Below are 14,917 nucleotides of genomic sequence, written 5' to 3' on the forward strand. Positions count from 1 at the left end.
TCAAGAATATTAGATAGCTATAGTGAATGAGTAATTTAGTCAAACTTAGAGTATTATCTGCATTGTATTAACAATAACCGAGAACAGTGTGAACTACTTAGCTCATCTTTATTTGGCGCAGCCTACAGCAGATTCACACTTTGGCAACTTGCTTGGTGATTTTGGCGGTAATAGGCATGTAGAGCAATTGCCAATCACGGTAAAAAATGCACTAGAGAACCACTATTTAGTCGACAAATTTACAGATGCTCACCCTCTAGTAAAGGAAGCTAAACAATATTTTTCGTCTCAGCGTAAGCGCTTTGCGGCTGTAGCTATTGATGTAGTGTTCGATCATTTTTTAATTCAGCATTGGCAACGATTTAACGACCAACCGCTAAGTGACTTTAAGCAAGCCAGCTATCAGCTTTTGAATAACCGTATTGCAGTTATGCCGCCAAGAATGCAAAGTGTTGTAAAACATATGACGCAGAATGATTGGTTTAAAGAATACGAAACCGTCGAAGGGGTCGGGGTTGCACTTGATAATATTGCCAAGCGCATTCGCTTTACTAATACTTTTTCTGGCGCTGCTGCTGATATAGCCCAGCACTACACTGAATTAGATGCCATATTCTTAGCGTTTTTCCCGGAATTGATTAAGTATGTAAATCAACGAGATATTGAAGGAGCTCACGATGCTAGTGTGGAAACTTTTAAATGTAGGTCAGGCTTTAGCTTAAAATGATGCGATGTTGATAATTAGCTTTTGATGGAATAAATTCTGACCCAAAAAGGCCGCATCATAATAAAAACGGCTTGATTGAGGGCTAATATCTGACTTAATCATCAGGCCCTTTTAGGGTGAAAACTAAATGTTTGCGCATATCTTTTAAAATCACGCCTTTTTTTAACATTGCCCCGCTTAAACGCTTTTGCCACTTTAATAGGTTGGGCTCTGCCGCTGCTAATGCTTGCTCATTTGCAAATTGAAAACACATTAACAAAGAGCCCGGAAATAAGTGATATTCCACGTCAAACCAGCATTGCAGCATGCCAGAGAGTTCATTACGGCCTTGCTCTTCAATTGCATCAGTAACTTTAAGTACCAGTGCTTGTTGTTTTATTTGCACCGCAGAGAGTTTTTTCATCGTTTTAATCCAATTAGAGGCTAAAAATGTAGCCATAAAAACCGATTATAACCGAGCTTGTAGATGGGTAACAACTTTGGCAGTGACTTAAATTAAATATCAGATTAAATTGCATTTTAAATGTTTCTTGGTCACTTTACTTACTCTGCTGGTGGGATGAAATTGAGAGACCAGATCGTATGAAGCAGCATCCTGCTTTCATACTTGAGTTGTTCTACTAAACAATCACATTACTTATTAAAAAATCCCCCGCATACATTTACATGCTGGGGGATTTTGTGTTGTTAATTTAATTTGTGGCTAGGCGTCTTTTTAAAAACGCGCTCTTACGCCAAGGCTAACTGAGCGGCCAGGAAGTGGTGCTTCGTCTTTTAAGTAAGATGAGTGCACGCGCGCTTCTTGATCGGTTAGATTGTCGGCTTTTAAATACAATGTCATGTCAACGTTACCTAAATTAAGGTAGTAGTTAGCAGCGGCTGATAGCATGGTATAGCCGTCGGTGGTGGTTTCGTTTGCAGCAATTTTATCTTGCTTACTGTTGCGAGTGACTTCTACTTCCAGTGTGCCAATTACCGTATTCATAATGTATTGAAGAACCAACACGTAATGGTGGGATCCTTGGTACGTTACCGCCTTTATCTAGTTTAGCGCGGGTATAATCCGAAAACACATCCAGACGCCATTGTTCGTTTAAGTGCCAGTCAACTTGTGCTTCAAAACCATACAGCTGTGCATCTTGCTGGGCAAAGAGTACAACAGGTAAACCATCGGTTTCTTCCTCTGATCCTGCGCCGCTACTTTGTAGTTGTTGGTAATCTTGCGCCGTAATAAACTCACCATCACTGAGAACAAGGTTACTAACGTCTTCGTATATGTAGTCATTCACTTGGTTTTGGAACAGGCTTAAGCTTGCATTCCAGTTGTCAGTATTATAACGATAGGTTGCATCTATATTATTAGACACTTCTTTATTCATGCTTTGGCCGTTTTGCACCACCGAATAATTACCGTTATCGTTAGTAAGATTAAAACCACCACCTACTTCGTAAGTGCCAGAGCCAATGTGTGGGCCGTATGCAAAAATTTCAGATGAAGAGGGGCGCGTTCTGAATATGCATAATTAAATGCTAATGAGTGCTTGTCGTTAATGCTCCAAACTACTCCTGCAGAGCCTGAAACCGCCGTGTAATCTTCATCTGCAAATGAGATACTATTATCGGTTGATAGCTCATCAAAAAATTGGTTATTCACTTTATGGGTTAGTTGCTCCACGCGTGTACCAAGCTGCCACAATAAAGCACCTGTTTGTTTTTCTTCCATTAAAAATGCGGCTAAACTATCGGTTTTTGTTGGTGGTGTGAATGCTTCTTCGCCAATCGCTTCAAAATCACTTTTGTTATAATGTAAGCCCATTATGCCGTGCCAACCATAAACCGCGCTGTGCTCTGCCCATAGTCTAGACTCGATACTTTCATTTTTAAAAGTAGTGCCTATTTCAGTCCCTTCAATTTCTGAGTGTTGGTAATCAGTATATGCATTTTGCCAATGCACCGATTTTATAAAACCGTCAAGATTATTCCAATCAACAACACCTTGATAGCGGTCTTGTTTTAACTTAATAAATACACCATCTTCACCCGGTAAACCATATTCTGAGTCCATTGAGCCATAGGCAAAAGCAACCCGAGTATCGTCAGTGATCCAGCCAGCTCCTAAGTTATAACCGTGTGCATCGATTGCTGAGTTTGAGAGTTTAGTACTGCCACCATGTTCATTAATATCAGCGGGAACAGGTATTTTATAGTCACCGGTATTACGGTTGTAAGCATCTATATGAACAGCAAAGTCGCCCGTTCCGGCATTTAAATCAGTAGATGTTGTTTTTGAATCTGCTACGTTATCGTACTGAGCAAATACTTCTCCAGTAATACCTTGTTGTCTTTCAATGGGAAGGCGGTTATCAACCACATTAACAACGCCGCCAATTGCACCACTACCATAAAGCAAAGTAGCAGGGCCGCGTAATACTTCAATTTGTGTGGCCGTAGAGGTTTCGGTTGATACTTGGTGATCGGGGCCAACGCGTGATGCATCAGATGCGCCTAATCCGTTTTGTACAACTTTGATTCGAGGTCCATCTAATCCTCTGATAATTGGACTACTGGCAACGGGTCCAAAATAAGAGCTGTGTACACCGGCACATTTTTTAAGGTTTCGCCAAGGGTTGCTGCTTGGTGCTGATCAAGCTCTTCGCCACTCAAAATAGATACAGGTGTACTTGATTCAAGTACGGTACGTTTAAGTGGTGAAGCTGTAATAACAATTTTTTCTAAATCGCTTTCATCTTTTTGTATTTGTTTCTCTGCTGCCATTGCGTGTGTACTGATAGCAGTTAATACCGCCAAAACTAATGGTGAATACTTAATTTTCATTGTTTAATCTCTAAAATTTGCACTAAAACTGGCTGCTTACCCAATGGTAAACAGTCTTTATAAAACGGTTTTTTAGCAGTGAACTTTAAAGAGTATTCGGTGGATCACGGTTACCTGAAAACGCAACGGTTGCGCTAAATTGCGGGGAGTGTAAAGCTAAAACAGCGCCGTAGCGGTTACTTTCAGGTTCAAATATGCTGGTGGTAGGGGATATTAAATCGTCAAAATCAAACGAACTTATGCAGAGTTGGCACTCTGTGCTGCTTTGTACTGCGTGAACAGTTGAGTGCCACTGTGAAAAAACACTGATCAGCAGTAAAAGCACCATTAAATATTTTAATAGTGTTTTATTGTGTCTGAATGAGTGTAAATTCATGTGTTTCATTAGGTGATAGTATAACGTTGTTTTTTTTGCAATGTCGAGAGCTGAATAAGTAAAATAATCTGTTTAATTATAAGTTTTTACTTTGTTATTTATAATCAGTGGTTTATGTTTTATTTTGATAAATAAAACCTCTAGATCAGACATCAATCAGGGAATAGGCTTTGCTTAGTTAGTTTGCCATTTTTTTATCAGTTCAACGCTTTTTACCCAAAAACGATAATTTATAGGCTGTCGTTATGAGTGACAACGTCAACAGTGACATAGACTGAGCTGCTATGTTTGATAGTGTGAAAGGGTTAAATATGAGTTTTTTTGCATCTTATAGGGCTTTATTAAATGGTGTTAAAAAGCCCTAAATTCACATGATTAATAATTACTTATCAACTTTTAGCGACCATCTTCAAATGATGCAATTGCAGAAACTTTGCTCCAGCTGCCATTTGTATAAAGGATTGTTGCTTCCGCTTTATAAGGTTTAAAAGACCTTATTTCAAATGAGCAAGAAGTACCTGAGGTGCCACAAGATTGGGCTGCATTGGACCAAATTACACTATCGATAGCAGACCCATTGCCGATAACACGAAATACTGCTGTTGCCTTATTTTGACCATAGATGAGTGCCATACATCTATTTGGTGTGTATTGATCATATGCTTGAGTGTCTACATAGCATTCCATTGAACTTGCACTTGCTTGAACAGAAAATACGCTAGCGGCTAGTAAAGTTGCTATTGTTAATACCTTTTTCATTTTTTCGTCCTTATGTTTGTTTGTTTTTCAGATACAACAATATATCAATTAATACACAAAATAAACACTTCATTAACATTTTTATTCATTAATAATAATTCAATCAAGTATTGCAGCCATGGTTATTAAATTCGCGTTTTGATAAGGTTCTTCATTTTTGCCAATAATAGGTTTATCAAGATTGAAATTAGCTAATCCCAAGCGATATGTTTACGGAAAATTACTTTGCTTTTTGATAAGTGCTAGCCGGTAATATATACAGTAGAATAACTAAATAACAAACTATAAAGGCAAGGCTTAGCTGGTTACTCGCTAGGACGTGTTTATACTATTTAGAAATAACAGCCCATTACACTTACTTTTATCAGTTTGAGCTTTGGTTAAGATGTTTACAGGGATCACAAGGCGAGTTGAGGTGTTAATATCGAGTTTATTGTCAGTAAATTTAACATGGTTAGCGTTGAAAATACCCGCTGGAGATAGATTTATTCCCGAAGAACAGGTTAATTAGGTGCAATAAACATATTTATTTAGCATCGTCACTTCATCGATCGCCAAGCAAATGTTGATGCTGCAATGACGATAGCAATTGCAATACCTAAGTAAAGCGTTTCTATAGTTCCGCCAAATTCCACAGCATGTTCTAAAAATAAAATCACTAATACAACTGAGGTAACTTGTACTAAAGTTATTTTTAAATCATGAAAATCTTCTATGTTAAATGCAGCTAAGAACTGGCTCTCATTAGGTTTTGTGGTCGAGATAAATAGACGATATAAACTAATAGCAATTACTTGTAGCGTGATGCCAATTAGCAGTAAGTCAAGAATTTTTAAAAGTTCCACTATTAATTCTTTGCCATCCTTTGCTGAATCAGGGAGGCTCATAATAGTGCTTTTTACTATATGAATAACGATGTTGATACATGAAACGTAAACAAGTAATGATGATATTGCTGCGGTGATGACGGCGATTATAACTAAAAACCGACTGTTTTGAAAAATACGTTCCATGCTACTCAACTTTTGATGATTGTATTATCTATACGAAGGATAGTTTAAATCAGTTTGTTTTTATAGGTATTTTCGCCTTTATAGGGAACAAACGAACATGGGGTGATATCATTGATTTGTTTAATTCAATGTGTAAAAGTGCTGCGGCTAAATGAAATAAGTAATTAGTTTAGAGTATTACCACTTGTAACAGGCGTGACATAGTCCACCCACTTCAGACTTCCCTCTTTAGAGGAGGAAGCCTGAAGTCATATCTTCTTATAAATTGGTTTATAAAGCCACTAAGCTTTGCTCTAACATTGCTTGAATTTGTTTGACTATTTTAGCTTCTGTTTCTGGTTCAAACTGCGCTATGCGCGGTGTATGGATATGCCCAGTAGGAATATCTGAATTGAGTTGATCACGCAGGCGAATACTGCGGTACGAAATTTCGTTAGACAGGTAACCGCCACCGCCGCCTTTTACTGCAATCGCACCTTTTAGTTCAGCTAAAATTTTAGGCTCAAAGGCTTTTTCCAGTGTAACAACTTTGTGATTGTCATTTATCGGAAAGGGCCCTTTGGCTTGCTGCATTTGCGTAATGGGCAAACTAAACTGCACAAATTCGCTGCCAGGCAATGGACGATCGTTTAGGTTTGGAATAAGTGGCGCTTTTGCTGTGCCGCCATAGACAATATTTGCGTTGTCGGGGGCGGTTACGCTGCGCCGCTTACCTGGAAAGCGTTCAAGGTCAAAGTCTTTACTACCCATGCTAACGGTAACTATCATATCTACGTTGTTCAGTGCGTAATAGGGGGCGAGTAATTCTTCAATAATACCTTGATCAAAGTCTTCATAGCGAACAGGCACCATTACAGTATTTATTTCAGCGCTGATGCCTTGATAAGTAATTACTTGGCCGTCGAGTAATAATGCGGCCACACCGGATGGATTACTTTGATTGATGTTACTATCCAACAAAAATGGGTCAAAGCCTGTTAGTAAAATCTTTTTGGTGGTGTTTTTAGAGTAGGCAAGGTCGGTGCGACCGCGACTGCCATTTTCTAGCATTGTTAACAATGTGCTTTGCTCGGCAGTTGTTAATGCAAATTCAGGTTTTGTTGTACGGATTATTTTACTTGAAAGTAGGCGAGCCCAGTAAAGTGCTCTGTCATCGTAGCTTTTAGTGACGGTAATGTGTTGTTTGGCGTTGAGCCAGAGTTGGGTTGAGTAATCATGTAGTAAGTCAGTTGCCTGTTTAAAGTTTCTTAGGCTTTTCCAGCTTTGTTCAAATAGCGCTATATCCTCAGAAAAGATATCTAAAACTTGTGGCATAGCGGTTGTGGCTTGCTTAATACGTAGCTCTTCAACTGTTGGGTTAGCACTAAAAACAGAGCCGGAAGAGAAGATTAAGCTCGCGGCTAAAAGTCGTTTGATCATGGTTTTCCTATATAAGCTGTTTTAATAGTTTGAATGCAAAGGCTACTATCTGATTTAGAGCGAGTAAGCGCAAATAAATACGTTGATTAGGGCTTTAACTCTCATCTTTAACTTTTAATCAGCCTCTAGAGCCTATTTTCATAAACTGCTATCCTTCACTTATTAAGTTGTAATTGAGTAAACAGCATGATTAATGATAACGATGTAATTGACACCCTCGCAGAGCTAGAGGCTTTTTTGTTATTGATTGATAACGGTGGATTGGGCTTAAAAAATGTAGCCGGTGTGGCACTGGCGACCAATAATACCAATGGTCGCCCGTTTGTAGCAGTACTTGATGATAACCACAAGTTGTTGTTAGGTCGCTGGGTAACACAAGATGTGTTTGAAAACGGTAAAGAGCTTGTTCGTAGTGGGCCTAAAAAGTTACATTAATCTTGCAAAGGCAATTGAAAATCAGCCGTAACCTTTTGTGGTAAAAGTTATTAATAGACTTACTCTTTAATGACAACAACACAATTTCGGCCTTGTTTTTTTGCTTTATAAAGAGCTTGATCGGCCAATGATATACTTTCTTTTATATTGTTAGCCGTTTGCGATACCTGATTGATACCAATACTGACAGTAAAGCGAACTTCTTGGTTATTTTCTGTTTTCACAATACACTTTTCAGCGGTACTGCGAATACGTTGTGCGATAATCTTGGCATTGTCAGCATCACAGTTCAGTAATAATATAAATTCTTCGCCACCAAATCGACATGCAATATCATCTACTTTTTGTTGCTTTGTTAAAATATTTGCAAACTCGATAATAACGCGATCGCCAATATCGTGGCCGTAAGTGTCATTTATGCCTTTAAAAAAGTCGAGATCGGCAATAACTATCGACAGCTCTTTTTTTGCAGTTTTGCTTTTTGCTAGCAATTGCGAACAGGCTTTGTCAAAGTAGCGGCGGTTGTATAGTTTGGTTAAAGGGTCGGTATCTGCGAGGCGCTTTAATTCAGATTGTGCTGATTTTATTTTTTCTAATGTTCTGATCCGGTATGACAAAATAAATGCCATCATTAGCGCTTCAAGTACAATACCTATACCCACGCCATGACTATTAATTTGATTTGATTCGGTTATGCCCTTGTAATAAAGCACCGCCAACATATTAAAAATAATAAACATTGCATGACCCAAAAAGAAGTACTTAGCGAGGGGGTCTCGCTTTCGCCATAAAGATATCGATACTCCTAAAGTCACAGTCATCATTAGTGCAGCTAAACTGCTCGCAGGTTTTAATGCGCTAACCAAGTCGAATAGACTATAAAAAATTCGGCTACTAATATAGTTAAAATAATACACAGTGCAATATGCTCTTTGGGGTAGCGCTTTTTGGTTTCAAATATAAGCATCATAAATAGGATTAAAAAACTAGGCATGCTATACAAAGTCGAGTTAAATTGCAGAAGGTCGGCACTAAAAATCCCAAAAAAGTTAGCGCCTAAACCATAGGAAAGTGATACCCAAATGATGCCGGAAATTAAATAAAAGGCATAAACAATGTTTTCAATTTTTCTTGCCGATAAATATAAGAAAAAGTTATAAAGCATTAATGCCAGCATCATTCCCACAAGCAAAGCAATGTAGCTACTACTGCCAACTAATGCGCGTTTTGAGTACTCCTCATCGAAAAGAGCGAGGGCATACCACTGGTGAGAAAAAGTGACGCTTCTAACAAAAATTGTCTTATTTTCACCTGCTGCAAGATGAAATGAAAATATGGCACTACCGCCAAATATATTGGGATGTGGTCCTGGCTTATCTAATTGAATGTTGATTTGTTTTAATAGCTCTCCATTTTTTGTCTCATAAAAATCAACGTCTTGTAGGTGATACGCATCTGAGTTATGCAAAAATAGCCGCAGTTGTTGTGGAGACTCATTGTTAATGATTATTTTAGACCAGGTTATTTTTGCGTTTGGCCCTAAGGTTACTTCACTTTTACTTGGGGTGAATTGTTGCTGTTGTATTTGTTCGAAAGGCATTTCTAGACTTGTATCAATAAAGTAACCCATAGGAAATTGAGTTAAATTAACATTAGCGGTCTTGATATTAACATTAGGTGATTGAAGGCTCTCAGTCTTTGCGTATACACCGCATGAGATAAAAATAAGCAAAAAAAGGTATAAAACACGGTTTACCATACATAAAGTCCCTCTTATGAAAGACTTATTTTTAACTTTAATTGTTTGTTTGTCGAGCAATAAAATAAGCAGCTAGTATATATTTAAAGGGAAGGCTTTAGGCTCTTCAAATACATTGATTATTATTCGCTGGGTTTTAATCTTATTTTAATGTTCCAGTTAAGTCTTTTTTAGATACTTTCAATAACATGGCCTTATTAACTTTATAAAGGGCATAAATAAAAGTGAAAATGATTAAAACAGCAGTTTTTGTAAAATGTGCATGTGTCATTGGTTTGTCTACATTGGCAGTTACTAGTGCGGTTGTGAGCGCAAAGAATGTTAGTGATAGTATTGTGGCCGAGCAACGTGAAGCACTTGATAAAAACACTCAGGGTAAAGGTTTTGGGCCACAATCACCTCGCGATATAGACCAAAATTATGGTACTAACTTACGTAGCTTTGGGATGGCGCCAAGCCGTAGTGAGCTTAATTTATGCAACATTCATTTTCATAAAAATGCGGAGCATAAAGGCGGGGAGTTTACCACTTATGCTGGCAATGGAGATGGCAAAGGTCATCATACAGGTTACCTTTCTGAGCGCAAATTATCAGCTGCTCAATTACAGCCTGTAAAAAGTAAAATTTGTGCGGCAAAAGGTGAGTCGTTAAAGGTGGGTGATACTCTAGAAGTACACTTTGTTTATTCATCAGCACAAGTTACACCTGGCCCGACATTGGGGGCTTGTTTAGCTCAAAGCACAATGAATCCAGCTCTTAGAGTTGAAGGACAAGTAATCGTGCTAGCCAATGACAAAGATGCTGTTAATTTTGCACAGCTTGCAAATGTTGAGCAAGTTAATGGTTATTACCAAGCACCTAATATTCCTACTAATACCGGCATCCCTATTGAGTATTTAGGTTCAACAACGGGCCCTGCATATAATGAAAAAGCATCGCCATTACAAGTTAGTTGGAGTGTTAGACCACACGTTGCCGTAGTCGATATCAACAGCGTTGGTAAGTGGTGTGATGAGAATGTATTTAACGAAGATCATGCCCATGGGGTGCGTAATTTAGTGCAAAACCCTAAGTTGTTATCACCTATTTCTCAGTGATTTAATCCTGTATTTAAAGTGCGAGTAGTCAACTCGCACTATTTTAGATTCATCCTATAACCATTTCCGCGCAACGTTTGAATAGTTAAATTAGGATCTGTTTCTATTTTTTTCTTAATCGGCTGACATACACGTCAATAATATTAGTATTGGGTTCGCTGTAAGTTTGCCATACACGGCTAAGTATCCGCTCACGAGACAGCACCTTGTCTTGATTTTCTACAAAGTACAGCAGTAACTCAAATTCAATTTTTGTCAGTGCTAATTCTTCACCATTTAGTAATGCAATACGTTGCTGAATGAGTAATGCTAATGAGCCAATATTAAGCGTTGTTTGGTCTTGCTGTTGCGGTGCCGTCATACGGCGTTTTAATGCTAATACACGGGCTAATAGTTCGTCAAAATCAAAAGGTTTGCATAGATAATCATCCGCTCCCATTTCTAATCCTTTGACGCGTTCAGGGACTTCGTCTAAGGCAGTTAGCATTAGCACCATAGGTGGGTTGGGAGGGCTTTGACCGCTTCCAATATTGATAAACTATCTTGTGAACCAAATAATCTATCGAGTATCACTATTTGCGGTGAGTTTTTTAATAAACGGCAGGACTTCATGTAATTCATTGATGCTTGTACATTCATAGCCTTCACTGCGTAATCCCCGTGATAGAAAGTTTAACAGTGGTAGTTCGTCATCTGCGAGAAGAATATTCATCATTTGTGTCCTACCGGTAAAGAGATTGAAAATATAGACCCTTGCCCTTGGGTTGAGGTAACGCTAATACTGCCGTCATGAGCTTCGATAATGGCTTTTGCAATTGGCAACCCAAGCCCAAGCCCTTCACTGTGTTTACTAAAGCGCACAAAGCGCTCAAAAATATTATCGACTTCAGCTGCTGAGATCCCTTCGCCATAATCTTTTATAGCAATAGTGATCAATAAATCTGTTCTATGTAGGCTAATATCAATAGGTTGATTTGACTTTGAATATTTGATCGCGTTATCGCATAAAATAGCCAGTACTTGCTGGATCCGTCGTATATCTATGGTGACCAGTTGCTCATTTAGTTCTGTGCTGGCTTCGAAGGTTATAGCACGACTTGGATTGAGCTTTTGCCATTTAGCAACTTCTGATGCGATCAACGACATGATTTTGGTCGGTATAACTTCGAGATTTATTTGATTCATCTCTGCCCGTGTTAATAGTAATAAATCATCAACTAAGCGGCTTAGGCTTACAGCTTGCTCAAGTATTGATGTGAGGGTTTGGTTAAAGTCATCAACCGATACCGATTGCATTCTTAGTGTAACTTGCGCTTCACCTCTGATAATCGTCAGTGGTGTGCGCAGTTCATGTGATACATCAGCGATAAACTGGCGGCGCCGAGAGTCAGTTTTTGTGAGCAGCAGGTTGGCTTCAGTGAGCTCACTGGTGCGCTGTTTTACTTCAAGTTCTAATTGTTTTCTTGATTTTATTGCGTTTTTTTCGTGTTCTTGCAGGCGCAGTGCAAGCTGGTTTATCGATGTTGCAAGCTCTTCAAACTCATCATCTAGTTTTACTGAGATTGGCTTTTGATAGTGTCCTAACGCAATCGAGTTAGTTGCATTAGCGATTAATATCAGTGGTTGATAAAGTTGATTAAACAGCCAATAGCAGCCATATAATATTAGCGGAATTGAGAGGGCACCTAGGCCAATCGCAAACCATAAAATAGTGGTATTAAGCATCTCAATTTTTGCATTGATCGCCGCCACAACACGTGCCTGACGCGCTACTGCCGAGTTGATTGCCTCTCTAAATTGATCGTCTATGGTTACTTCAAGTAAGCGTTTTAGCTGTGCTTGCTGATTTAAAGGCGCTTTGTTATCACTGCTTACTACGGCTCTAAATTCAACAGTTATTTCATCAATGAGCCTTACAAGTTCATCGGTGTCTTCAACGCTGCCTTTAGTGAAGGATAGGCCTAATGCATTGCGTTGCTCAATCTCCAGTTTTTTGATTTGGTTAATTGATTGCTGGATCAGGTTTTGTTTTTTTCGTACATAGGCTTGGTTGGCATTTTGACCAAAAATGATTTCATCGGTTAGCTGTTTAAAAAGTCGGTAAGAGATACTCGATAGCTTTTCATGCTCAACTAATAATGACTGAGCAATATTACTTTGTAGCAGGTTTTCGCGAGTTAAATGAGCGGAAATTGCGGTGCTCAGTAGTGCCAAAAATAAAATAAAAGCAGTTGTCAGGCCAAAATAAAAAAGTTTGCGCTTATACATAGTGGTTTACTGATTTGGGACGTTTGATAAGGGTACATGTAAGGTTTTTGCTACGCAATAGACTCGTAACTAAGTACCGAGTCTAAAGCTTACGTAGATGACGATAGCTGCTCTATAAAGCTAAATAAAAGCAGGTAAATAGAGGCTGTTACCTGCTTTTATTATATCGAAAATGAATCGCTATTTTTTTAGTTCTGCGGTTTCGTCTTGCGTTTGAAAGTCTTTAAACAGGTCACCCTGCGGATCATCGGTATCAAAGACTGCATTGTTTTCTTCATATTCATCATCAATTTCATCGACCACCAACATTTGCTCGTGGGCAGTCGTTTCTTCTATTCGTGGATCCATGGTCGCAGCCAGAGGCGAGTTGGTAACGTCTGATGTGCCTACAACGTAATCACTCGACTCCGGTTGTTCTACTTTTTGTTTCGAATTAATGTAAGTGAGTAATAAGTACATTATCACCGTTAATAATGCGATGGAGGCATAAAGGGCTTGGTGACCAAAATAGGTCATAACTTGTGCATTGGCAGTTGAACCAAGTGCTGCACCGGCTCCAAAAACAACTAATAACGCAGATGACACGCCAACGCGCTCTTCATCTTCAACGCGTGAATTAGCTAAGGCTGAGGATAATGGATATAAAGTAAAGGCGAACAACCCAAACATAAAAGTGAGTGCAAAGGCGAGTGTTTGCGTAATAGGTAGCAAAAATAAAGCCAAGCTAACTACACCAATCGCAACCGCATTGGTGCGGATCAACACGCTACGACGTATTTTATCCGACAATATCCCCATTGGCCATTGCGCGATCAGACCTGCAAAAATAGTGGCAGACATAAAAATGGCAATTTCTGACGAATTAAACCCAGATGACTTGGCAAATGTTGGTGCAAGGCCGTAAAAGCTGCCATTTATAATACCCGCAAAGTGAACAGCTGTAAGTGATTGCGGTACTTTTTTAAAGTAGTCAAACAGACTGACTTGAATTGGTTTTAATGGCTTGGGGTGAATCCTACGAGTGATTGAAATAGGAATAATGCCAATTGCCAGCGCCATGCACACTAAAAATAGTGGTGCATAGCCAAGCTCTGGGAATTCGGCTAATGCAAATTGACCTAAAATCATACCCAGATAAGAGGTGATCATATAAAACGAAAACACTCGCCCGCGAGACTCTGGTGCAGCTTGTTCGTTGAGCCAGCTTTCGAGCACCATGTAATTACACATCATACCAAGGCCTACAAATAGCCGCAGGGCTAACCATAAATAAATATTATCGCTAACGCCATGTGCTGCAACGCACGCTAAAACAGCGGCGGTACTGGCTGCAAAGGTTCTAATATGGCCGACCGATTTAATAAGGTGATAACCAAGCTTTGAGCCAAGCAACAAACCCATGTAATAACACGAGGTCATTAACCCAATCCAAAAGGTCGAGATGCCATTTTTCCCTAAATAGAGGGCTAAATAGGTGGTGAGTAAACCGGTGCCAATAATTAAAAATAGATTAGCAAAATATAGTGACGGAAATGATTTCATTTAAATGCAAATAATAAGCTTTGACCAATAGATACTAGAATAACTAGGGATGTTTTCCAAGTAGTTTAAAGTCTTCATTGGTATGCTTTAGCAATGCATTTATTAACTTTATATCGTAATAACTCCACAAATAGACAAAATCATTATTAGCCATTACCATTGTTATAAATTTACTTACGCACGCTAATTTATGTCTTTACCTTCCTGTCCTAAATGCCAATCTGACTTTGTATACCAAGATCAAACCTTGTTGATCTGCCCTGAGTGCGCTTATGAGTGGGATCCAGATGCGATACTGTTAAATGATGTGATTAGCGTAAAAGATGCCAATGGCACGCTTTTGTGCGAAGGCGATAAAGTGACTGTAGTAAAAGATTTAAAAATCAAAGGTAGCTCACAAGTGATAAAAATTGGCAGTAAAGCGGTTATACGCTGGATAAAAGATGCTAAAGATCATCAGCTCGATTGTAAGGTCGATGGCGTAGGCGAAATGATAGTGACTGCTAAATTTGTTAAAAAAGCCTGAACAGGCTTTGCACTGAGTGATTTACGAAAAAACATGGTTTGTATAAAGTCCTTACTAAATTAGGGGAAGCAAGGACTATCGCCTTAGTTGCTTGCAACAATCATAATTACATACGCATGTTTATAACTGCTCTGCAGTACCCTCATTTGGATGTGTTGTAA

At 38.9% G+C, this 14,917-nt stretch carries 15 protein-coding genes and 1 pseudogene; 4 read left to right on the top strand and 12 right to left on the bottom strand.

The features are described 5' to 3' along the window. Positions 1 to 88: 88 nt before the first annotated feature. Positions 89 to 727, top strand: a complete 639-nt coding sequence (locus P4S61_RS13330; protein ID WP_337118429.1) for an acyl carrier protein phosphodiesterase — start codon at positions 89 to 91, stop codon at positions 725 to 727. 94 nt (positions 728 to 821) lie between these two features. Here the strand turns inward: P4S61_RS13330 and P4S61_RS13335 are convergent, their stop codons facing one another. From P4S61_RS13335 to P4S61_RS13360, 6 genes and pseudogenes are all read right to left on the bottom strand, one after another. Then, the gene (locus P4S61_RS13335; protein ID WP_337118908.1) at positions 822 to 1,130 is read right to left on the bottom strand and encodes a hypothetical protein; all 309 of its coding nucleotides are present in this window, start codon (positions 1,128 to 1,130) and stop codon (positions 822 to 824) included. 312 nt (positions 1,131 to 1,442) lie between these two features. Further along, positions 1,443 to 3,562 (bottom strand): annotated as a pseudogene (locus P4S61_RS13340) (TonB-dependent receptor). An 85-nt stretch (positions 3,563 to 3,647) separates the two neighbouring features. Then, positions 3,648 to 3,938 carry a hypothetical protein gene (locus tag P4S61_RS13345; protein ID WP_145241823.1) on the bottom strand — a complete coding sequence of 97 codons (291 nt, stop codon included), beginning with the start codon at positions 3,936 to 3,938 and terminating at the stop codon, positions 3,648 to 3,650. 396 nt (positions 3,939 to 4,334) lie between these two features. After that, positions 4,335 to 4,697 carry a hypothetical protein gene (locus P4S61_RS13350; protein ID WP_145241822.1) on the bottom strand — a complete coding sequence of 121 codons (363 nt, stop codon included), beginning with the start codon at positions 4,695 to 4,697 and terminating at the stop codon, positions 4,335 to 4,337. Positions 4,698 to 5,236: 539 nt separating this feature from the next. Then, on the bottom strand, positions 5,237 to 5,710 hold the full coding sequence (locus P4S61_RS13355; protein ID WP_145241820.1) for a YqhA family protein: 474 nt from the start codon (positions 5,708 to 5,710) through the stop codon (positions 5,237 to 5,239). Positions 5,711 to 5,980: 270 nt separating this feature from the next. Next, positions 5,981 to 7,129 (bottom strand): hypothetical protein, encoded by a 1,149-nt coding sequence (locus tag P4S61_RS13360; RefSeq protein WP_145241818.1) that lies wholly within the window; start codon positions 7,127 to 7,129, stop codon positions 5,981 to 5,983. A gap of 186 nt (positions 7,130 to 7,315) precedes the next feature. On the opposite strand from P4S61_RS13360, the gene P4S61_RS13365 reads away from it, so the two are divergent. Beyond that, positions 7,316 to 7,564: a hypothetical protein gene (locus P4S61_RS13365; RefSeq protein ID WP_145241816.1), complete on the top strand. Its 249-nt coding sequence runs from the start codon at positions 7,316 to 7,318 to the stop codon at positions 7,562 to 7,564. A gap of 59 nt (positions 7,565 to 7,623) precedes the next feature. On the opposite strand, the gene P4S61_RS13370 is transcribed toward P4S61_RS13365, so the two are convergent. Next, positions 7,624 to 8,388: a GGDEF domain-containing protein gene (locus P4S61_RS13370; protein WP_442961563.1), complete on the bottom strand. Its 765-nt coding sequence runs from the start codon at positions 8,386 to 8,388 to the stop codon at positions 7,624 to 7,626. Between the two features lie 26 nt (positions 8,389 to 8,414). Further along, positions 8,415 to 9,323, bottom strand: a complete 909-nt coding sequence (locus P4S61_RS13375; protein WP_337118431.1) for a 7TM diverse intracellular signaling domain-containing protein — start codon at positions 9,321 to 9,323, stop codon at positions 8,415 to 8,417. A 230-nt stretch (positions 9,324 to 9,553) separates the two neighbouring features. Between P4S61_RS13375 and P4S61_RS13380 the strand changes: the two genes are divergently transcribed. Then, positions 9,554 to 10,420, top strand: a complete 867-nt coding sequence (locus P4S61_RS13380) for a delta-class carbonic anhydrase (RefSeq protein WP_182735721.1) — start codon at positions 9,554 to 9,556, stop codon at positions 10,418 to 10,420. A gap of 103 nt (positions 10,421 to 10,523) precedes the next feature. Here the strand turns inward: P4S61_RS13380 and P4S61_RS13385 are convergent, their stop codons facing one another. From P4S61_RS13385 to P4S61_RS13400, 4 genes are all read right to left on the bottom strand, one after another. Continuing rightward, on the bottom strand, positions 10,524 to 10,907 hold the full coding sequence (locus P4S61_RS13385; protein WP_337118432.1) for a response regulator transcription factor: 384 nt from the start codon (positions 10,905 to 10,907) through the stop codon (positions 10,524 to 10,526). A 72-nt stretch (positions 10,908 to 10,979) separates the two neighbouring features. Then, positions 10,980 to 11,135 (bottom strand): hypothetical protein, encoded by a 156-nt coding sequence (locus P4S61_RS13390; protein WP_337118433.1) that lies wholly within the window; start codon positions 11,133 to 11,135, stop codon positions 10,980 to 10,982. Beyond that, the gene (locus P4S61_RS13395) at positions 11,132 to 12,688 is read right to left on the bottom strand and encodes a HAMP domain-containing sensor histidine kinase (RefSeq protein WP_182757958.1); all 1,557 of its coding nucleotides are present in this window, start codon (positions 12,686 to 12,688) and stop codon (positions 11,132 to 11,134) included. Before P4S61_RS13395 ends, P4S61_RS13390 begins: the two co-directional genes overlap by 4 nt. A 180-nt stretch (positions 12,689 to 12,868) precedes the next feature. Further along, positions 12,869 to 14,230, bottom strand: coding sequence for an MFS transporter (locus tag P4S61_RS13400; protein WP_145241808.1), 1,362 nt, complete (start codon positions 14,228 to 14,230; stop codon positions 12,869 to 12,871). Between the two features lie 190 nt (positions 14,231 to 14,420). Here P4S61_RS13400 and P4S61_RS13405 point away from each other — a divergent pair, with 190 nt between their 5' ends. Further along, positions 14,421 to 14,756, top strand: coding sequence for a zinc ribbon domain-containing protein YjdM (locus tag P4S61_RS13405; protein ID WP_145241806.1), 336 nt, complete (start codon positions 14,421 to 14,423; stop codon positions 14,754 to 14,756). Positions 14,757 to 14,917 lie beyond the last annotated feature (161 nt).

The sequence above is a fragment of the Pseudoalteromonas sp. B160 genome (genome assembly GCF_037162485.1).
Classification (GTDB): Bacteria; Pseudomonadota; Gammaproteobacteria; order Enterobacterales; family Alteromonadaceae; genus Pseudoalteromonas; species Pseudoalteromonas rhizosphaerae.